The sequence below is a fragment of the Acinetobacter sp. RF14B genome (genome assembly GCF_006864105.1).
In the GTDB taxonomy this organism is placed as follows: Bacteria; Pseudomonadota; Gammaproteobacteria; order Pseudomonadales; family Moraxellaceae; genus Acinetobacter; species Acinetobacter lwoffii_C.
Genome location: NZ_SMTB01000002.1, coordinates 25,391 through 45,591 on the forward strand (window position 1 = coordinate 25,391; position 20,201 = coordinate 45,591).

Annotated in this window: 15 protein-coding genes; 11 read left to right on the top strand and 4 right to left on the bottom strand. The window is 39.1% G+C overall.

What is annotated here, in order from left to right:
* Positions 1–14: 14 nt before the first annotated feature.
* Positions 15–2,522: an ATP-dependent Clp protease ATP-binding subunit gene (locus E2K52_RS00590; RefSeq protein WP_151203069.1), complete on the bottom strand. Its 2,508-nt coding sequence runs from the start codon at positions 2,520–2,522 to the stop codon at positions 15–17.
* Between the two features lie 354 nt (positions 2,523–2,876).
* Between E2K52_RS00590 and E2K52_RS00595 the strand changes: the two genes are divergently transcribed.
* The 11 genes from E2K52_RS00595 to E2K52_RS00645 all read left to right on the top strand — a co-directional run bounded on the left by E2K52_RS00595 (position 2,877) and on the right by E2K52_RS00645 (position 16,509).
* On the top strand, positions 2,877–3,542 hold the full coding sequence (locus tag E2K52_RS00595) for a hypothetical protein (protein WP_151203070.1): 666 nt from the start codon (positions 2,877–2,879) through the stop codon (positions 3,540–3,542).
* Positions 3,543–3,556: 14 nt separating this feature from the next.
* On the top strand, positions 3,557–4,060 hold the full coding sequence (gene tssB, locus E2K52_RS00600) for a type VI secretion system contractile sheath small subunit (protein WP_151203071.1): 504 nt from the start codon (positions 3,557–3,559) through the stop codon (positions 4,058–4,060).
* On the top strand, positions 4,053–5,534 hold the full coding sequence (gene tssC, locus E2K52_RS00605; protein ID WP_151203072.1) for a type VI secretion system contractile sheath large subunit: 1,482 nt from the start codon (positions 4,053–4,055) through the stop codon (positions 5,532–5,534). Before tssB ends, tssC begins: the two co-directional genes overlap by 8 nt.
* 55 nt (positions 5,535–5,589) lie before the next feature.
* Positions 5,590–6,093 (top strand): Hcp family type VI secretion system effector, encoded by a 504-nt coding sequence (locus E2K52_RS00610; RefSeq protein ID WP_151203073.1) that lies wholly within the window; start codon positions 5,590–5,592, stop codon positions 6,091–6,093.
* Positions 6,094–6,167: 74 nt separating this feature from the next.
* Entirely contained in the window at positions 6,168–6,644 is a 477-nt protein-coding gene (gene tssE, locus E2K52_RS00615) for a type VI secretion system baseplate subunit TssE (protein WP_151203074.1), read from the top strand.
* An 11-nt stretch (positions 6,645–6,655) separates the two neighbouring features.
* Positions 6,656–8,464: a type VI secretion system baseplate subunit TssF gene (tssF, locus tag E2K52_RS00620; protein WP_151203075.1), complete on the top strand. Its 1,809-nt coding sequence runs from the start codon at positions 6,656–6,658 to the stop codon at positions 8,462–8,464.
* The gene (gene tssG, locus E2K52_RS00625) at positions 8,428–9,423 is read left to right on the top strand and encodes a type VI secretion system baseplate subunit TssG (RefSeq protein WP_151203076.1); all 996 of its coding nucleotides are present in this window, start codon (positions 8,428–8,430) and stop codon (positions 9,421–9,423) included. Before tssF ends, tssG begins: the two co-directional genes overlap by 37 nt.
* The gene (locus E2K52_RS00630) at positions 9,420–10,880 is read left to right on the top strand and encodes a hypothetical protein (RefSeq protein WP_151203077.1); all 1,461 of its coding nucleotides are present in this window, start codon (positions 9,420–9,422) and stop codon (positions 10,878–10,880) included. The genes tssG and E2K52_RS00630 overlap by 4 nt, the downstream gene beginning before the upstream one ends.
* Positions 10,881–10,913: 33 nt before the next feature.
* Entirely contained in the window at positions 10,914–14,738 is a 3,825-nt protein-coding gene (gene tssM / locus E2K52_RS00635; protein ID WP_151203078.1) for a type VI secretion system membrane subunit TssM, read from the top strand.
* Positions 14,739–14,780: 42 nt separating this feature from the next.
* Entirely contained in the window at positions 14,781–15,740 is a 960-nt protein-coding gene (gene tagF, locus E2K52_RS00640) for a type VI secretion system-associated protein TagF (RefSeq protein WP_151203079.1), read from the top strand.
* Positions 15,733–16,509, top strand: a complete 777-nt coding sequence (locus tag E2K52_RS00645) for an OmpA family protein (protein WP_413772977.1) — start codon at positions 15,733–15,735, stop codon at positions 16,507–16,509. Before tagF ends, E2K52_RS00645 begins: the two co-directional genes overlap by 8 nt.
* A 319-nt stretch (positions 16,510–16,828) precedes the next feature.
* Here E2K52_RS00645 and E2K52_RS00650 read toward each other — a convergent pair whose 3' ends face one another.
* The 3 genes from E2K52_RS00650 to E2K52_RS00660 form a co-directional block, all read right to left on the bottom strand.
* Entirely contained in the window at positions 16,829–17,320 is a 492-nt protein-coding gene (locus tag E2K52_RS00650; protein WP_151203081.1) for a flavin reductase family protein, read from the bottom strand.
* Positions 17,321–17,509: 189 nt separating this feature from the next.
* Positions 17,510–18,538 (bottom strand): methionine synthase, encoded by a 1,029-nt coding sequence (locus E2K52_RS00655; RefSeq protein ID WP_151203121.1) that lies wholly within the window; start codon positions 18,536–18,538, stop codon positions 17,510–17,512.
* Between the two features lie 45 nt (positions 18,539–18,583).
* A complete protein-coding gene (locus E2K52_RS00660; protein ID WP_151203082.1) occupies positions 18,584–19,561 on the bottom strand; it encodes a DUF1852 domain-containing protein in 978 nt (325 codons plus the stop codon).
* Between the last annotated feature and the right edge of the window lie 640 nt (positions 19,562–20,201).

The following is a 20,201-nucleotide window of genomic DNA, read 5'->3' on the forward strand; positions in this document are numbered from 1 at the left end:
TTTATCCCAGCAGCTTAAGCTGCATTGTTTTTACTTTTCTTATTAGATCTTTTTGAGGGAGCAGGTGATGAGTCTGTATCCAGATGATAATGAAAATTACCATTTTGAATATCAATATGAATCAGTTTTGGCAGCTGTTTTTCGCTCATAGCAACCAGCAATATTTTTGCCAGATCGGGTAAAACTGTTGCATTTAAAATGTGATCAATATTGCGTGCTCCACTATCGACTTCTGTACAACGACTGAGCAATAATTCAAATACTTCATCACTATAACTAAGTTGAGCTTTATATTGCTGTTGAATTCTTTGGGTTATTTTCTGGAGTTTGTGTTGAATGATCTGGATTAATAGCTCATCCGAAAGAGGATAATAAGGAATAATCCGCATCCGTCCTAAAAAAGCCGGTTTAAATTGTTGGTAAAGACTTGGTTTGAGCTGTTCAATTAATACATCTACACTTGGCCAATCTTGAATTTCCTTATTTAAACAGGTTTGCATAATGGTATTTGAACCCACATTTGACGTAAGTAAAATGGTGGTATTTTTAAAGTCAATCAACCGGCCTTCACTGTCTTCCAGAGTTCCTTTATCAAAAACCTGATAAAATAATTCCTGTACATCCGGATGGGCTTTCTCGATTTCATCCAGAAGGACCACGCTATAAGGATTCCGGCGTACGGCTTCAGTTAATATGCCACCTTGACCATAACCCGCATAGCCCGGAGGTGCACCTTTTAAAGAAGAAATTGTATGAGCTTCTTGATACTCTGACATATTAATAGTGATCAGGTGTGATTCCCCTCCATATAATGCTTGAGCTAGGCTAAGAGCGGTTTCCGTTTTGCCAACACCACTTGGACCTGTGAGTAAAAATACACCCTGAGGCTTATCTGGATCTTCCAAACCAGCTTTAGATGTTTTAATACCTTGAACCAGTTGCTCTAAAGCGTGGTCTTGTCCTATCACACGTTCTGAGAGCTTATTTTGTAAATCAAGAATCTGTAGAATGTCGTCATTCAGCATTTTACCCACAGGAATGCCGGTCCAATCTGAGATAATTTCATTGATAATCTGAGTATTTACACGCTCATAAACCAGAGGGTTATTTGCCTGAATATCTATTAGTTTTTGGCTTAGTTGGGAGGTTTTATTGAGCTGGTCTGATGGTCCAGCCTCAGTTAAGATTTGAATTTCCTGAATAATCTGAAGCTCTTGCTGCCATTGTTTATGTACTTGGTCAATTTCTTGTTCAAAAGCCACTCGCGCAGCTGCAGTATCTAAGACACTGATCGCTTTATCAGGTAATTGACGCCCAGTAATATAGCGATGTGAAGCATGTACGGCGGTACGAATAGCGTCATCATCAATTTTAATTTTAAAATGCTGACTCATCACCGGAACCATAGCTCGCAGCATGTCGATAGCTACTTGCTCTGTTGGTTCTTCAACTTTGATGACCTGAAAGCGACGACTGAGTGCAGCATCCTTTTCAAAATAACGCTTATACTCCGCCCATGTGGTGGCTGCAATTGTGCGTAATTCACCACGTGCCAAAGCAGGTTTTAATAAGTTCGCCGCATCATTCTGACCCGCCTGACCACCAGCACCAATCAGGGTATGAGCTTCGTCAATGAACAGAATAATCGGGTAAGTGGAAGACTGGACTTCAGTAATTACTTGTTTGAGACGATTTTCAAATTCACCTTTGATACTGGCACCCGCTTGTAACAAACCCATATCCAATACATGTAGCTCGACAGTTTTAAGTGCATCCGGGACTTGACCGTTAACAATTTTTAGCGCTAATCCTTCAACTACTGCAGTTTTTCCGACTCCTGGTTCCCCAGTCAGAATCGGGTTGTTTTGACGGCGGCGCATTAAAATATCCAGCATCAACCGGATTTCAAACTCACGCCCAATAACCGGATCAATATTACCCTGACGCGCCTTTGCTGTGAGATTAATTGTGTATTGGTCAAGTGCAGGTGTTTTCTTTATTGTGGTCGAAGAATCTTGTAAAGAATCAGAAGGCTGAACAGGAGCTAGTTGTTCGACACTTTTATGACAGCTGTCCAGAAACTGATGCTTCATGGTATCAATGGGAAACTGGGAAAATAGGGCAGAAGCCCGAAGTGCAATTTGATAAAGCTCTGGTGAGGTTAGGAAAGCCACCAATAAATGGCTGCTTCTAATCACTGGATTCTGATCTGCAGAAGCCAGTAACCACGCTTGTTCCAAAAGCTGAATAATAGGTTTAGCAAAAACAGGGGTACGTGAATTTCCCTTGTTCAGCTGGTGAATGCTGTGTTCCAACTGAGCAATAAGTTGATCTTTAATAATATGATACTTTTCTAATAATATTTTTAAATCATTTAATTCTGGATGTACCAAGAGTTCTAGAAAAAAATGTTCAATTTCAATTTCATAATTTTTTTGCTGGATACAGGTATTGGCTGATTTCTCAAGGCAAAGGCGTGCATGGTCAGAGAGTTTTAAAATTAAAATCTTTAAATTATTCATGAGTTTCTCATTTTTTCATTTCTTGAATACCCAATTTTGTGAATTTCAAAGGGTAATTGTATTTTTCTTGTTATGAACATATTCATATTTCTACTTATATTCAGCCAATATTTAGATAATTTCTAAAATTGATTGAATTAATTTTGGCTCATTCTACTTAAAAATAAAAAAAAGTCTGCATCTTTTATCAAAGTTTTATCTCTTTTTTGAATTTTTCTAAAATTTATACCGTTAATCATTTTTGGCTTGACTTATCTGGGACATTTTTTGTTAAATCCGCCAAACGCTTGTCAAATAAAATAATATTTAGGCATTTAAGAACTATAAAACTACAAGTATAGACTGAGGCTAATTTTGAAAAAGCATATAAATTTCATTACATTACTTATTGCTGGTATGGCATGTTTTTATCTTCCTCAAGCACATGCCACTGAGTTAAAGCGATCATGTATCAAGGCCAATCCAGATGCAGCAGGTGAGATTGACTCTGCTTTGATCGGTTTATACCAGCAACTTTGTGATAAATCTGCGAAAAAAAATATTCTTTTACAGCAGGAATTAAATGTACAAATTGCCAAGCGTTATGTAGAGCTAGGCTCTCCTCTGAAAGCATTAAATTTGGTTAATGAATTACGGCGTCAGCAATATGACAGTCAGGTTTTAACAGATCTGAGTTTTATGGCAGGTGTGGCCATTTCCTCTGATGCCTTGGAACAGATGCGTAGTACTGAAGTACGTGCCTTGAATGAAACCACTTATCCGCAAGCTAAACTGTTGGCTGAAAATATTCAGTTTGCAAAACCTGTCCTTGCTCCAGCGGAATCTAAACCACTACATCCTTTAAACTCTAAAAAAGCAAAGAAACAGGTAAGTACAAACTCAAAAAAAACCATAAATGTCCACAAAAATACCAAACCAAAAACTACTATTAAGACTGCGCCTGCCAAAAAAACAGAAAATATCAGTACTCGTACCCAAACAGTTAGCTCCAATCCATTTGGTTCATTAAAGAATAATTAATAAGGAAAATAACAATGGCCAAGCGTGAAAGCATACAGAAAAAATTACAGCGCATTCGACCACCACGTGTACAGTTGACCTATGATATTGAGATCGGTGATGGTAAGGAAATTAAGGAACTCCCTTTTGTTGTTGGGGTATTAGGAGATTTTTCTGCTTCTTCAGAGCTGGAAAAAACCAAATTAAAAGACAAAAAATTTATTAACGTCGATTTAGAAAATATAAATGAGGTCATGGAGTCACTTGCTCCAAGAGCAAACTTTCAGGTTGAAAACACCTTAACTGAAGCTGGTGGCACCATGGCCATTGACCTGGTATTTAATGGGATGAATGATTTCCGCCCAGAGAACATTGTGCAGCAGATTGAGCCTTTACGTAAGCTGGTAGAGGCGCGTGAACGTTTAACAGATTTACGCAACAAAATCTCTAATAGTGAACGTCTGGAAGACTTATTGGATGATGTGCTTAAAAATACAGACCAGGTACAGAAGATAAGTGTGGAGGCGGGTAATGAATAATTATAATGCTGCAACTGCAATGGATGTTGCATTTGAAGAGCCTTCGCTTTTGGATTCAATCGTTGAGCGTAGTCGAATTGCTCGTACCGAAGAAGAACATGATCGTGCCAAAAGCTTGATAGCTGAGCTAGCAAAAGAAGTCATGGCAGGAACAATTACTATTTCTGAAAATATGACTTTGGCGCTTGATAAACGTATTGCAGAAATTGATATCATGCTTTCAAAACAGCTCAGTAAGATCATGCATCATGAAGCATTTCAAAAAGTTGAGTCGACTTGGCGTGGTTTGTATTATTTCTGCCAAGAAACCCCTTCACATTCTCTTATCAAAATCAGGATGCTAAATACCACTAAAAGAGAGCTGATTAAAGATTTTCAAAGTGCCACTGATTTTGATCAAAGCACCTTGTTTAAGAAAATTTATGAAGAAGAGTATGGTTCGTTTGGTGGGGCACCTTATGCAACACTGATTGGTGATTTTGAATTTGATCGTACTCCTGAAGATATGTACCTGCTGGAACAAATTTCTCATGTGGCTGCATCAGCGCATGCACCATTTATTTCAGCTGCCAGTCCTTCAATGTTTGGCTTGGAATCCTTTACCGATATTGACCGCCCGCGCGATGTATCCAAAATTTTTGAAACAGCAGAGTATGTACAATGGCGTTCGTTCCGTGAAAGTGAAGATGCACGCTACGTTGCACTGACCATTCCACATGTATTGGGTCGTTTACCTTACCATCCACGTGAAGGTACAGTCACTGAGGGCTTCAATTATGTAGAAGAAGTTTCAGGTGACAATCATCAGCAGTATCTGTGGATGAATGCAGCTTACGCATTTGGTACCCGTTTGACCAATGCTTTTGATCTGCATGGCTGGTGTGCGGCTATTCGCGGGGTTGAAGGCGGTGGCCTAGTTGAAGGTTTGCCAGTACACAGTTTCAAGACCCATGACGGTGAAGTTGTTTTTAAATGTCCAACTGAAATTGCCATTACGGATCGTCGTGAAAAAGAACTCAGTGACCTTGGATTTATTCCATTGGTACATTGTAAGAATACGGACTATGCTGCTTTCTTTGGTGCCCAGTCGGTGCAAAAAGCAAGAAAATATGACAATGATATTGCCAATGCTAACTCAGCTTTATCAGGTCAAATTCAATATATTATGGCAGTTTCACGAATTGCACATTATTTAAAAGCCATGATGCGAGATAAAGTGGGTAGCTTTGCCTCAGCCGGTAATGTTGAAGCTTTTTTAAATGATTGGTTATCTCAGTATATTTTATTAGATGACGGCGCTTCCCAAGAGGCAAAAGCGCAATATCCACTTCGTGAGGCTTCAATCAAAGTTGTAGAAAATCCAGCTGAACCTGGTCACTACAAGTCTGTGGTGTTTTTAAGACCACATTTTCAGTTAGATGAGCTCTCTGTATCACTTAGGCTGGTCACTGAATTGCCGCAATCAAGTCAATAAGATTTAAAATTGTGGAATAACTATAAGCACTTATAATAAAAGGAAAATCATTAAAATGAAAGATATTTACGTCCAGTTCCGTGGCAAGTATAAAGTTGATGGTGAATCACGTGATTCTGAACATAAAAGCTGGTTAGAAGTGAATTCATGGGCACACCATATCCGTCAGCCAAAATCTGCGACTTCTTCCAGTGTAGGGGGGCATACTGCAGAACGTGTTGAACATTCTGATATGGTCTTTATTAAAGACCTGGATGCAACCAGTCCGAAACTCTGGGAAGCGTGCTCTGCTGGTTATACCTTTGATGAGGTGCAAATTGACTTTTATCGTGCAAATGGTGATAAGCGCATCAAATATTTGCAGATTAAACTCAAGCATGTGCTGGTGTCTCAGGTCACTCCAAATGTGAATCAGGAGGGGGTACCAACTGAAACCTTTGGTCTGAAATATGCTGCAGTCGAGTGGACTTATAACCAGCAAGACATTAATGGTTCACAAAAAGGTGCAGTCACTAAAAAATGGTCATTGTCGAATAATACCGCTTCTTACGCGGCTTAATTTACATGCCCCGAATAAAGGTGGGTACTTACCTGCCTTTATCTCTATCTATAGCAATATTAAATGATAAGAATATGAATTTGGATCGACTTTATCCCTATGGATTTAGAAGCAGTTTATTTGAGCGTTTATTGCCTGCAGATGATCAAGTTAGATCAGGTTTGTCTATACAGGAATTAAGACAATCTATAGCGCAGGACCTCGAAGATCTTTTAAATAACCGGATGACGCATCTGGGGCAATCTGCTGAGTATTATTCAGAGATTAAAAGCTCTATTCTGCAATTCGGCATTATTGATTTTGTTGGTCTATCAACTGCGAATCCTATGGATCGTGACAAAATCTGTCATTCTATTGCGCAATCGATTAGTGCACATGAACCGCGTTTAAAACAGGTCAAGGTAGAGATGCTGATGAATGAAAATAATATGAGCAGCCTATACTTAACTATTTCTGCTTACTTAAATATTTCACCTTTATATGAAACAGTCATGTTTGATGCGCTTCTCAAACCGACTACACAACAATATGTTATTTTGGCTCGAAAATAAGCAGGTTGCATGTGATTGAAGATTTATTACCCTATTATGAAAAGCAATTACAGGAATTTGGCCGACAATCACGAGAATTTGCCAACAAATATCCAAAAATTGCTCAACGCCTTGCTTTAAATCAAGAACATATTGATGATCCACATATTGAACGGTTGATTCAGGCATTTTCATTGATTTCGGCACGTATTGATAAAAAGCTGAATGATAGTTATGAGATATTTACCCGTTCGATTTTTGAGATCATGTTTCCTCAATATCTAAAAACTTTTCCTGCCTGTTCAATCATCAGTTTTGAAGATACAAATAAAATTAAAAGCTTAAAAGAAGTACATGTAGTTGCAAAAAATACGGTTCTGAAAGCGCGAAGTATTCGTGGCGTGCAATGTGAATATCGTACGGTAAATAGTGTCACGCTATTACCCATACATTTGAAGGAGGTCAACTTTAAAACACATCCTTCTGCCTATATACATCTGAATCGTAATGCAACGTTGATTTTGAAGTTTGAAGTTTTTAACCAGCAGCATCAATTATTATCCCAACACAAATTACCTTTATATCTGGATGCTATTTCTAATTTTCCCTTGCAGCTTCTAGATACGATTTTTAAGTCGGACACCCAGTTTTCTTTCAAATATCAAGCTTATGAAACCAATATTTCTAATCCGTTCGAGGTCATGGGCTTTGCTGAAGAAGACAGTCTTCTTCCTGTCGATCAGCATACACATCAAGCCTATCGTTTGTTGACTGAATATTTCTGTTTTCCTGAAAAATTCAATTTCTTAAATATCAATCTGGATTTTTTAAAAGCTGTAACTGAGGCTCCAACAGAGTTTGAGTTGAAAATTCATTTTAAAGCCAACTTGAATGATCAGGCGGCTATCCATAATTATGCAGAATTAAACAGTGCAAATTTTAAACTCTTTGCCACACCAGTCGTTAATCTGTTTGAAAAACAGGCTGAACCACAAAAAATTGATCATCAATGCCTCGAATATCCTCTGATAAGTGATGTCCACCATCCTGAGTATTTTCAGATTTATGGTGTGACCGAGATGCATCTTTTACGGGAAACCATTGATAAAAAACAGCTATATTTTCCAATCTTGCCATTTTTTGCAATGAGTCATTATCACCAAAATGACCAGCAGTTTTTTTATCAGCTTTCACCCACAGCCGATCAAAACAATCCTATAGACTTTAAATATTCGATTATTTCCAAACATTTAAAGCCAGGAGCCTTTACTTCTGACTTTATCAGTACCCGTTTACTCTGTACCAATCGAGACCTGCCTTTTGAAAGTTATGATCAAGGACAAAACAGCCTGTCATTAAATGAAAATCATCTGGTGCGTAAAGCTCGACTATTAAAACGGCCGAACTTACCCTATCGTTTTCAGCAGAAACAGCTCGAACAATGGCGGATCATTTCGCATTTATCTTTAAATAATTTATCCCTGATAAAAGGGGATGTGGTTAGTCATCTTAAAGAATTACTTGAACTTTATAACTTGCCACAATCTAAAGAAAATCAGCTCATTATTAACACAATTCAGTCAATTAAATTTTCATTGGGGCAGAAACTGATGAGCCATCAGCCATTCCCACTATTTATTCGAGGCATTAAAGCTGAAATCCAGCTGGATAGCCAAGTTTTCCGGGGGGCAAGTGTCTATATCTTTGCTCAGATTTTAAACCATATTTTTAACTTAAAAGTTCAGATGAATAGTTATGTCGAGATGACGGTACTGGATTCAGAATCAAAACAGGAGTTATACCAATGCATACAAAACGTTGGTGGCAAGAAACTTCTGTAATTGATCAGCTGTATCAACAGCCAACTGCATTTGAACTGATTCAGGCAACCCGTCTATTTCGGCATGCGCCCGAACAGTCAAAACAGCAGAAATGGAGTAATAGCTTTTATTTTTTGAGCTCATTAAGTCTGAACTTTCCAGCTTCTGAGATCGAGTCAGCTCATCTGCAAGATGGTCGGATCCAGATCACCAATTTGATGGTCGGATTGACCGGAATACAGGGGGTATTGCCTTATACCTATACCTATAAAGTCAGACATGCTGCACGACAACAGCGTGAACAAAGCTTACATTTTTTAGGATTGTTTAATCATAAGCTGACTACCCAATATATAGATGCCTGCCTGAATTATCATTTGCCAGTTCGTTATGAAATTGAACAGGATAATTATTACCTGAAAATTTTACATGCCTTAACAGGGTATGTAACAGAGCAGCAAGATCAACGGCACATAGATGATTATTTTGCTGAATTTTCCGGTTTAATGCAGGGGCAGAACAATAGTAAATATGCTTTAAAAACCATTCTGTCTTGCATTTTTCAGTTTGATTTTGAGATTAATCAACTTATTTCGGAGCAGTTCCAGCTGGATGAGCAACAAAAAAGTCATTTAAGCCAATCCCGGCCTACTTTATTGGGTATAAATAGTTTTTGTGGCGAAAAAGTGACACAAGTTGATGAAAAAATTGAAATTATTATTGGGCCTTTAGGACGGCTGGATTATTTTAAATTTTTGTCTCAAGGGGAATATAGCCTTAAATTACAACAAATCATCAGTACTTGGTGTAGTCCTACCTTACAGGTCAGTCTCCGTTTGATTCTGGATAAAGAACAGCTTTCCTCTATCCAGCTTGGAAAGGGCTGTTCAATGACCCTGGGTGAAGGGGCGTTACTCATGCCCAGACAGGATGTACATAATGCCGATACCTTTTATCATTTAAAGGGGAGCATGACATGATTAAACTCATCATCTCTGCTTTCTTGGCTATAGCTGTGTCAATAAGTACGGTTGTTATTTATTACTGGAGAGACAGCCATTATGATCCCTCACAAATGGATCTGGTCGGGATGTTTATCTTACTGCCATTTGTCATTTGCATACTGATTTTGAGTCCCTACTTTATTTATAAAACGATTCAATACTATCGAAACGAAAAGTTGCAGCAGCAAAAAAATCAAGAATTTACTGCTTTAAAAAATGATAAAAAGCAACAGGATAAAAGCAAAAATGAGCAGGATGTTGAGCATCATCGTTTAAATATTTTATCCAGCGCTGCCTGGCATTGTTTTGGGGAAAATGAAGAAATACTACAGTCGATGACACAATTTAAAAGCCCTGAACTGGATTTTCAGCTGACTAACAATTTTGGGTTGCCACTTTTATCCTATCGTATTGCCGAGCTGGACCAATGGCTAGAAAAAGCCGATTTAGATGAAGAAAAGTTATTTTCCAATACACGGGAACGGCGTATACAACAATTAATTCAACAACAACTACAAAAGCATGCGCATAGCATGCATGCAATTGCACAACAATTAAAGCGCTCAGCACTGTTTTATGATAATGAATTTGCCTATCAATATCGTATGCATCCCGGCTGGAATCCAGAGAATCAGTATGACTATAAAGTAGAAAATGATGATCTTTTAAAGCAGGAAATTGTTGAGGAGGTCGCTCAGTTAAATCGCTTAAATATTCATATATTAATCGCCGAAAGTTTAGTGCATTCTTGGGATGATCAAGCATATCAAGCCCAGCTTTTGCAGCAATTAGAACATGACTATGCCTTCTTGATCGACCATGTTCATATTGAATTCCATTTTCTTGCCAGGCAGAGTGCTTATGCTGCCTGTATGACACTTTTGCAAGATATTGCACAGCAGTCTGAGGAAGCAAGTCTGATCATTATGGCGGATTCCGAGATTGATCAGGAATGGGTGGATGAAAATTTCTGGCAGCATGAGCAATATATAGCTTCAGAATATGCAGCCAGTTGGTGCTTAACTGCCGAGCAGGTAGCTCTAGAAGAAATAACAGCAGTACAAATTTTAAAAATGAGTCATCATGTCAAAAAATTAGAAAAAGATTTAATCGGGCAACAGCTGGACCTGTCTGCTCAACTGGAAACAGAACAGGCTTTTGTGCTGTTATTAGATGAGGCGAAAAAATCAAAGAGTCTTCAACAGTTACAGCAAAACTTTAATCCGGTTGGAATTTCTTCTGAGTATTTTATTTATATTCAGTCTTTTATAGGAAATACACAATGTTTTGGACATGTTTTAGGATTAATGCTGCTCACACAAATGCGGGACAATGTTATTACAATGGCTTATAGCCTGGAGCAGCCACATACCTATATCTATTGTGAGAATAAAAATCCGGAACATGCTGAAACACTACCCTTAATTGCATAACGACTTAAAAATATAGAAAAATTAGAGATTATAGTGAATACATTAATTTATACGTTCCTTGGTTATGTCTGGCAATATGTCACTCATCCTAAAGCCATCATGGCCCTGTCTTTCTTTGTTGTGCTTATCTCAATGATGAATACGGTCTCTGATCAGGTGTTCTGGAGTTTGGCGGCTGTGTATATTGCTGTTTTGATGGGTTGGGGGATTTATGAGCTGATTCAACATTATCGTCATGGCAAAAAGGGCAAAGAACTTGCTGAAGCGATCTCCAGACAGGCTGAGGCTGATCATAAATATAAAAATAAAGAGGAGTTACAGCTGCTTAACCAGCAAATGAAACAGTCGATCCAACTCTTGCGTAAATCCAGGCTGGGTGATCAAAAAGGCAATGCAGCGCTTTACGGATTACCCTGGTATATGGTGATCGGGAATCCGGCGGCAGGAAAAAGTTCGGCCATTTATCATTCCGGATTGAATTTTCCATTTGAAGATGCGCACCTTAAAACGGTATCTGCAAGTTTAAGTGGCACACGAAACTGTGACTGGTTTTTCTCCACCGAAGGGGTGTTGCTGGATACGGCGGGACGTTATTCGGTTTACAGTGAAGATCATTCTGAATGGTTGGGCTTTTTAAATATTTTAAAAAAGAACCGTTCCAAAGCTCCGATTAATGGTCTGATTGTCATTGTCAGTATTGCCGAGTTGGTGAGCCAGAGCCCGGAAAAATCCATTCAACTGGCAAAAAATCTGCGGAACCGGATTCAGGATTTGACGGAGCGACTGGAGGTCGTGACGCCTGTGTACCTTATCTTTTCTAAAATGGATTTGATTGCCGGATTTACAGAGTTTTTTGATTGTTATAACGAGCATGAGTTTGATCAGATTTGGGGGGCTACTTTGGCCTATGACACTCAATCTAGTGAAAATGCCGCTCAGCTATTTGAAAAGCATTATAGTATCTTATATGACGGTTTGAAGAATGTGAGTCACACCCATTTATCACGGCGGCATTCCCAGTATATTTCACCGAGTGTCATGACCTTTCCGCTAGAGTTTAAAAGTCTAAAATCGGTATTAAGAACTTTCATTTCAGCACTTTTTCAGGAAAATCCTTACCAGTTTAAACCGGTATTTCGTGGTTTTTATTTTACCAGCGCTTTACAGGAAGGGCTGATTGAAAGTCCTAAAACTGAACAGATTGCTGAAGATTTCCATCTGATTCAAAGCCAAGAAGACGAGTTTGGCTTACCCACACGATCAATTTCCCAAGATCATGGGTATTTCTTAAAAAACCTGTTTTCGGAAGTTATTTTAAAAGATAAAAACCTGGCCAGGCAGCAGATCAATCCTTTGCGGAAACGTCAGCGTTTTATCAGTTTTATAGGCTCTTTATTGTCGGTAGCCATCGTTTTGAGTCTGTGGATCTGGTCATATCGTAATAATCAGCAATTAATTAACGAAATTCAGGCGGATCTGAATAAAGTTGTGCAAATGCAGCAACATCATGGGCCTGAACTCTCGACACAGCTGGATGCTTTACTCATTTTGCAAAATCATCTACAACAACTGGATCATTATGAACAGGATCGTCCATTAAAATACAGTTTTGGCCTGTATCAAGGCAACCAGATCAGGGAACAACTCGAAAAAGAATATCTCAAAGGAGTAGATTTACTGGTATTGCAACCGACACAGCAAAATATTGCCCAATATTTGCAGCAACTTAAATTCAATAAAGAGAACCTGAAAGCCAACTATATTAATGTATCGAGACAACAGAATGCTCAAGCCAAACAGGTAATCACTGAGCCTTCCGAGCAAAATCCTCAAGATGCTTATAACGCGCTCAAAACCTATTTGATGTTGAGTAACCGTCAGTATATTGAGGCGGGGCATCTGAGTAATCAGGTGACACGTTTTTGGCGCTTATGGTTAGAGAACCATCGTGGTGAAATGCCGCGTACTGAAATGATCCAAAAGGCTGAGCAGGTCTTAAGCTATGCCATGACTTTAACGCATCGTTCATATTTTCCTCAATTAAATTCTGATGCGATGCTGGTTGAGCAAAGCCGGCAGATTTTAACAGCTGTCACGACGGGCGTCTCGGCACGGGATCGGGTCTATAATGAAATTAAAATGCGAGCTTCTGTACGTTTTCCTGCTCTGACCCTCAAGCACATTCTGGATGATGAGACTCAATCAGTCATGTTGAGTAGCTATGCGGTGCCTGGCCTTTATAGCTATCAGGCGTGGAATGAATATGTTCAACCTGCAATTGAAAAAGCAGCACAAAATCCAACAGAGAGCAAGGATTGGGTCCTGAATGTATCTAAATCTGATGATCTCAGTTTCAGCGGTAGCCCGGAACAGATCCGTAAACAGCTAACCGATATGTACAAACAGGAATATATTGTCGAATGGCGCAAATTTCTCAGTGGGATTCATTATGCAAAAGCAGCAGATATGAACCAGCAGATCCGGCAGATGGATGTCCTGGGAGAAAACGAACACTCGCCTATCAGAAAGCTATTACAACGTGCGGCTAAGGAAACCAGTTGGGATAATCCCGTAGTACAGGCGGAGCTGGCCATACCGCAAAAAGGCTTTATGGCCTGGTTTAAACGTAAAGTTTTAAGACGTGATGAAGTTCATTTAGCTCAAAACTCAGGCTCTCTTTTGTCTCAAGGCATGATTGCCAAAGATTTTCAGGTACTGTATCAGATTGTTCGTCAGCGGGATGATTTACAAAACAAATCCTTGCTGGATGAATACCTTCAATCCGTGGGTAAAATGCGCAGCCAGTTTAATGATCTGAAAAGCTCTGGAGATATAGGTCCTGCAAGTATGGCTTTACTTCGTCAAACTATTCACGAGCAGAATTCTATCTTTAATACGAGCCAGAAGTTTGTGAGTGAAAAAATGTTGGCCGGCAGTCAGAAGCTTGATCAGAAAACACTGCAAAAGATTTTAGTCGCTCCACTCACGCAGGCATTTTCAAGCTTGATTCCACCAGCACAGGCAGAAATTAACAAACTCTGGCAAATACAGGCTTATCAGCCATTTACTAGCAGTATGGCACACAAATATCCATTTAATAGTCAGGCCAGCTTACAGGCCACTACGGCAGAAATTAACCAGATTTTTGGTGAAAATGGCAGTATTGCACGCTTTGTCAAAGAATATCTGGATCCTATTGTGATTCGTCGCGGCTATCATCTGACCACTAAGACCTGGCAGGATTTGGGAGTAGGTTTGCATCCTGCTTTTGTTTCAAATTTCCAGAATTATCTTGCTCCGGTGCATGGGGTCGCTACAGGAGAGTTAAATCAGACTTCAAATAACATGGCTGCCAATCAGTCAAATTTCCAGTTTTTCCCTCTAGAAAATCCTAATCTGTTGTCCTATAGCATTGAGATTGATGGACAACGGATGTTGTTTGAAAATGGGATACAACAATGGGTGAATTTTATTTGGCCGAATCCGGGTACTATTCCGGGCGCACGAATTACTGTGGTTGATCTAGAAGGGAAGATACATACTATTTTTGATGAGCCAGGTGAATATGGGATTAACCGTCTGATTGATTCTGCAGAGCGCCAGCAAAAAGGAAATATTTTTGAAATGCTATGGCAGAGCAAAGAGCAGCCGAACTTGGCGATAAAAGTAAATTTTCGTCTGGTGAGCGGAGATACGGCGAGTTCTATAGGAGGTCGTGCCAGTTATAACAATTTGCAACTGGTTGATCAGGTCATGTCCAACAAAGCGGTGCGAGTGATTGCTGCGCAGTCTGCAACCAGCAATGAACAGACCGCTTCTGCTTTGGCAACTGGAAAAGCAGGGGATACTGCGCCATGAAGAGCATCCATTTATTGAGAAAAAATAGTGAGGATGGTTGGTATGTATAAATTATCAACTCAGCCTTTCTATTATGGAAAATGTCCAGCACATGGCGACTTCTTGAAATCGCAAGGTCACCCTCACTTAATTCAGTCTTTAGATCGCTGGATTAGTGAAGCACTGGAATACGCGATGCAGTCTAAAAACTTCAAGCAGCATTATAGCGATTTGCCGTCTCTGGATTTTTTTCTGGTAAATCTACAGGAATCGCAGCTTTTGGTAGCCCACCTGATCAGTAGTGAAGATTATTCAGGTCGCTATTTTCCGATGGTACTTGGACATATCATTGAAATGGATCAGCCTCATGAAAATATGATTTATTTGCCATATCGCTTTAAGCCCATCTTGATTGATCTTTATCAGCGTAATCGGGTCATACGCTCAATTCGTAATCCGGATATTTTATTGGATAAGTTGAGTAAGCTAGCTGATCGGAGTCCTGTGTATAGCCAAGAAGATGTACAAAGTTTTTATAATAATCAGACCTTGAACACGCTGGCCAAACTTATGGATTTGGCGGTGTATGAGTTGGTGCAAACCCTGATTGCACTTGGCCTATTACTCCAGCCTGTTATTCAATATGGAGCAAAACGCTTAAATAAAATTTTGATTTTACCGCTTCATAATATGAGTTATAGCTATGAAATTGCTGCCTTTTGGGTCCATTTAATTGGCCTGTTTATGCAGCAACAGCATAATCAACTCTTTATTGGATTATTGCATGCTGAACAACCCGTTTTATTATGTGGCTTTCAAGGTGCAGATAGTACGGTTCTGGGAGATATCCTTAGGCAAAATATACAAAGCCAGCATTGGGTTTCTTTAGTTAAAGCCGAATGGATTGAGCCATATTTAGAACAGAATGCAGGACTAGCAGCATTAGAACAAAATTTAAATCAGCAGCGGATGAGTCTCGAACATACGATTCAAGTTTTTAAACAAGCATTTATTGATGAATAACATGAATAAAATTAAACATACAAATCAAATTAAATTTTTCATAGCTGTCATAGGATTGAGCCTAAGCTTTAGTATCTGTGCTCAGCCAATTGTGATTGAGGGTGTAGTACCGAATGAAAAAATGAAAACAGACATTTTGACTAGGGCTTATATGACTTATGGACAACCAAATGTTATTGACCGAATTCAGATTCGTCAGGTTACAGCTCCTAGTGACTGGTCAAACACCGTAACCAAGGTGATTAATGAGGATCTTAAAAGAGTTAAAAAGGGCAATTTGACCATTAAAGGCACTGATATTCGACTGACTGGCAAGGTTGATCATTCTGATGAAATTCACCTGACCACCGCAAAATTCCAGGGTTTAACTCCAGAAAACTATCATTTAAATACAGCGCTTTCTATCAATCAGACTGAGCAGAAAATAATTGATGCAGCTTTAAAAAACCGAATTATTGAGTTTGAATCGGGAAGTGCAATCTTGGCAACTTCTAGTACACAAATTTTAGACGAAATGGTGGTTGCATTAAATAAAGCGGGAGCTAAGAAAGTTCGGATCATTGGACATACCGACAGTTCAGGAGATGTCAATAAAAATATTATCCTCAGCCAGCAACGCGCTGAGACTGTCAAAAAATATCTTATTGCTAAAAATATTCCTGAACATTCATTAAGTACTGAAGGTTTGGGAGCGAGTAAACCTGTTGCTGATAATGCAACGCCTGAAGGTCGTAAGAAAAACCGTAGAATTGAGTTTGAAGTTTTATGAAAATATCAGTACTCGTCTAAAATTAAAGAAGGCCTAACTAAGTCTAAAAAATCGGTGACGTATAAAGTATAAGCGGCACAGGTAAATTGGCTGACCAGTAAATTATTTATAAACAAATATTTGATTTATTTAATTTCGTATAATGTATATTATGTTAAATAGAATATCTAAGACTGTGGCCTACGCAACCTCAGTGGTTACCACAGCTCAGCAACGTGAATCTGCAACTCTATATTCACGTTGCTGAGTATTCCCAGTGACATAATATATACGTTACGCTAAAGTTTAGTGCGCTTGTACATTCTAAAAACCTCACCATTTAAGCAACTACCTCCCCACCGACATGATGATAAGCACGATTGAAATAAACCAAGCTTTGATCATTTTGACTTTGTTGAATCGCGACAATACGACACATAAAAATAGTATGCGTTCCGACTTCTTGAGTCTGATCGATTTCACAATCAAAACTAACCAGAGCATCTTCCAGGACAGGTGCACCCGTTTCTAATTCTAGCCAGGTTCCATGTTTAAACCGTTCTTCTGAACTCATTTTGGATGAAAAGACCTTGGAAATATGCTTATGTTGTGCGCCCAACACATTCACAGTTAAAATTTTATTTTCTATAAAGTGTGCATGAGACCTAGAGGCTTTATTCATGCAGACCAGCAAGCTTGGCGGTGTATCCGTGACACTACATACCGCAGATGCAGTAAAGCCATGAGAACCAGATGCTCCTGCTGTGGTCACAATATTGACCGCACTTGTTAACAAAGACATGGCATTTCTAAAGTCAGTTGAGTCAATCATCACTTGTTCCAAAATTAAATCGGCATTTTTCTTAAGATAGAGCTTTTTTGATACCACGGCGTCGGCAGATCAGCTGAATGTATTTGGGTTAACATGCTATTTCATCTGGATTGCGCTTATCGGTCTGATCAGAAATACCCAATCAAACCGAAGTAGATCTTTCTTGACGCATCATGCAATCAATAAAAACTAAGCTGTTAGCCCTTTACGAACAATTTCCGCGCCAGCATTTAAAGCATTCAACTTGCCTATTGCGACTTGGCGAGACAACGGCGCCATACCACAATTGGTTGAAGGATAAAGCTTGTCAGCATCAACAAAATGCAGTGCTTTACATAAGGTCTCAGCAACTTCTTCTGGGGTTTCAATTCTATTGGTTGCTACATCAATTGCACCAATCATCACCTTTTTTCCGCGAATCAGCTCAATCAGATCCATCGGAACATGAGAATGTTGACATTCTAAAGACACGATATCGATCTTGGATTTTTGCAGTTTGGGAAAGACAGCCTCATATTGTCGCCATTCTGAGCCTAAAGTCTTTTTCCAGTCGGTATTGGCTTTAATACCATAGCCATAGCAAATGTGTACGGCGGTTTCACACTTCAGGCCTTCAAGGGCTCTTTCCAGGGTAGCAACGCCCCAATCATTCACTTCATCAAAAAACACGTTAAATGCCGGTTCATCAAACTGGATAATATCAACACCGGCAGCTTCTAATTCTCTTGCTTCCTGATTAAGAATTTTGGCAAATTCCCAGGCAAGTTTTTCACGGCTTTTGTAGTGACCATCATAGAGGGTGTCAATCATGGTCATTGGCCCAGGCAATGCCCATTTAATTGGCCGACTGGTCAGAGAGCGTAAAAATTTAGCATCTTCCACAAAAACCGGTTTTTGACGAGATACTGCTCCTACCACTGAAGGTACACTTGCATCATAGCGATTACGGATTCGGACTGTCTCACGCTTTTCAAAGTCAACGCCGTCGAGGTGCTCGATAAAGGTAGTAACAAAATGTTGGCGAGTTTGTTCACCATCACTGACAATATCAAGACCTGCATGAACTTGTTCTAGTAATGATAAACGTAAGGCATCTTGTTTGCCTTCAATCAGTTGATCTTCCTGTAGTTTCCACGGTGACCAAAGTTTTTCCGGTTCTGCCAGCCAGGAAGGTTTTGGCAAACTGCCAGCCGTTGAGGTTGGTAATAGACGTTTCATCATTAATCTTCTTTTATTGTTTAGTGAATCAAGTAGTGAGTGGTTTTAAGCCGAGTAGCTTTTTGCCCATTGTTCAAGGATATTCTGATAGGGCTTGATGAACTGCTCTTCTGTAAATCGGCCCTGCTTCAGCGCTAACTGGCTACGCTCCTCGCGGTCATAGACAATCTGCGTGAGTGAATAGTCCTGATATTTCAAGCTTGGCTGATAACATTTCCCTGCAACAGAATTAGCATTGTAAATTTCAGGCCGGTAAATTTTCTGGAAGGTTTCCATTGTACTAATGGCACTAATCAACTCCAGATTCGTGTAATCACTCAGTAAATCTCCACTAAAATAAAAAGCCAAAGGCGCCACGCTGTTGGATGGCATAAAGTAGCGAACCTCTAAGCCCATTTTTTTGAAATATTCATCGGTTAATGAATATTCATCTTGCTGGTATTCCACCCCTAATACAGGATGCTGGTTTTCAGTCCGCTGATAGGTCTTGCTACTTGAGACACTGAGACATATCACCGGTGCTTTATTAAACTTTACTTTATAGGCCTCAGAGTTGACCAAATATTTAAACAGCTTGCCATGTAATTCGCCAAAATGATCTGGAGTACTGCGTACTGACTGCTTCTTGCTATGTTCTAATAGCAATACGCTAAAGTCATAATCCCGTACATAAGAGGAAAAGCTGTTTCCAACCATGCCATCAATGCGCTGGTTCTTGTGATGATCAATAATGGTCGTCTTCAACATTTCAATGACTGGGAACGCCTTCCCCTTGCCTTCAATATCCATATCCGCAGAAATGATTTCAACTTCAACTGAATAACGATCTGCCTGAGGATTATCCCAATGAGCCAAGTCATTGAAACGATTGTTGATCATCGCCAGGGTTTTACGCAGGTTCTCCTGACGACTCTCTCCTCTTGCCAGATTTGCAAAGTTGGTGGTAAGACGCGTACTGTCTGAAGGATGATAATTTTCATCAAAACGAATGCTTTTAATCGAACATGCAAACTCTTTATTCATGATGATCCGGTGCCCTAATTTCTAAGATAAATCTGAATTTCTTGATAAGGTAATTTATACTTGAATCGCATCATGAATAAAAATGATTTTATTTAAGCCGAAAGTGAAATTAATTCACTATTGGTAGTTTTGTCGCAATGCGCCATGAGTCAGTTTCTAAAGTCTGATCTTATTAAATTTATAAAATGGGTGCATTTCATCTCAATAGACAGGTCTAGATAAATTTGTTTATTTTTCAGCTTAATAAATATATAAAAATGATAAAATACAATAGCTAATATCAAATAAAGTTAAAGGAAAGTTTAAAAACCGGTTTAGAGAAATGAATTTTTATAGCTCTAAATTGAATGCTGTATCGGACTTAAACATGTCTCTTTAGAATATTTATATTCTGTTTCTGAGTAACGTTCCTAAAGATCTTGTCTAACTCACAAAATTACCAAAAATGAATATATCTCATCTTTAAGTTAAAAAATATCAGGATACTCATCTTGTTGCCTTTATCAAAATCGCTCGAATAAGAGTGAGACATGTCCTGTCCTCCTTCTACTCTACGCATTTACTGTTAAATCATAAGGCCCTCGATGTAAGGGAATGGCTAAATCCCAAATCTCAGGGAAGATAAAACCGGAATTTATTT

What these genes read in the sequence shown, in the direction of transcription:
- E2K52_RS00590 (WP_151203069.1), bottom strand. Translation starts at nt 2,522, where the DNA reads ATGAATAATTTAAAGATTTTAATTTTAAAACTCTCTGACCATGCACGC.
- tssB (WP_151203071.1), top strand. Translation starts at nt 3,557, where the DNA reads ATGGCCAAGCGTGAAAGCATACAGAAAAAATTACAGCGCATTCGACCA.
- tssC (WP_151203072.1), top strand. Translation starts at nt 4,053, where the DNA reads ATGAATAATTATAATGCTGCAACTGCAATGGATGTTGCATTTGAAGAG.
- E2K52_RS00610 (WP_151203073.1), top strand. Translation starts at nt 5,590, where the DNA reads ATGAAAGATATTTACGTCCAGTTCCGTGGCAAGTATAAAGTTGATGGT.
- tssE (WP_151203074.1), top strand. Translation starts at nt 6,168, where the DNA reads ATGAATTTGGATCGACTTTATCCCTATGGATTTAGAAGCAGTTTATTT.
- tssG (WP_151203076.1), top strand. Translation starts at nt 8,428, where the DNA reads ATGCATACAAAACGTTGGTGGCAAGAAACTTCTGTAATTGATCAGCTG.
- E2K52_RS00630 (WP_151203077.1), top strand. Translation starts at nt 9,420, where the DNA reads ATGATTAAACTCATCATCTCTGCTTTCTTGGCTATAGCTGTGTCAATA.
- tagF (WP_151203079.1), top strand. Translation starts at nt 14,781, where the DNA reads ATGTATAAATTATCAACTCAGCCTTTCTATTATGGAAAATGTCCAGCA.
- E2K52_RS00645 (WP_413772977.1), top strand. Translation starts at nt 15,733, where the DNA reads ATGAATAACATGAATAAAATTAAACATACAAATCAAATTAAATTTTTC.
- E2K52_RS00650 (WP_151203081.1), bottom strand. Translation starts at nt 17,320, where the DNA reads ATGATTGACTCAACTGACTTTAGAAATGCCATGTCTTTGTTAACAAGT.
- E2K52_RS00655 (WP_151203121.1), bottom strand. Translation starts at nt 18,538, where the DNA reads ATGAAACGTCTATTACCAACCTCAACGGCTGGCAGTTTGCCAAAACCT.
- E2K52_RS00660 (WP_151203082.1), bottom strand. Translation starts at nt 19,561, where the DNA reads ATGAATAAAGAGTTTGCATGTTCGATTAAAAGCATTCGTTTTGATGAA.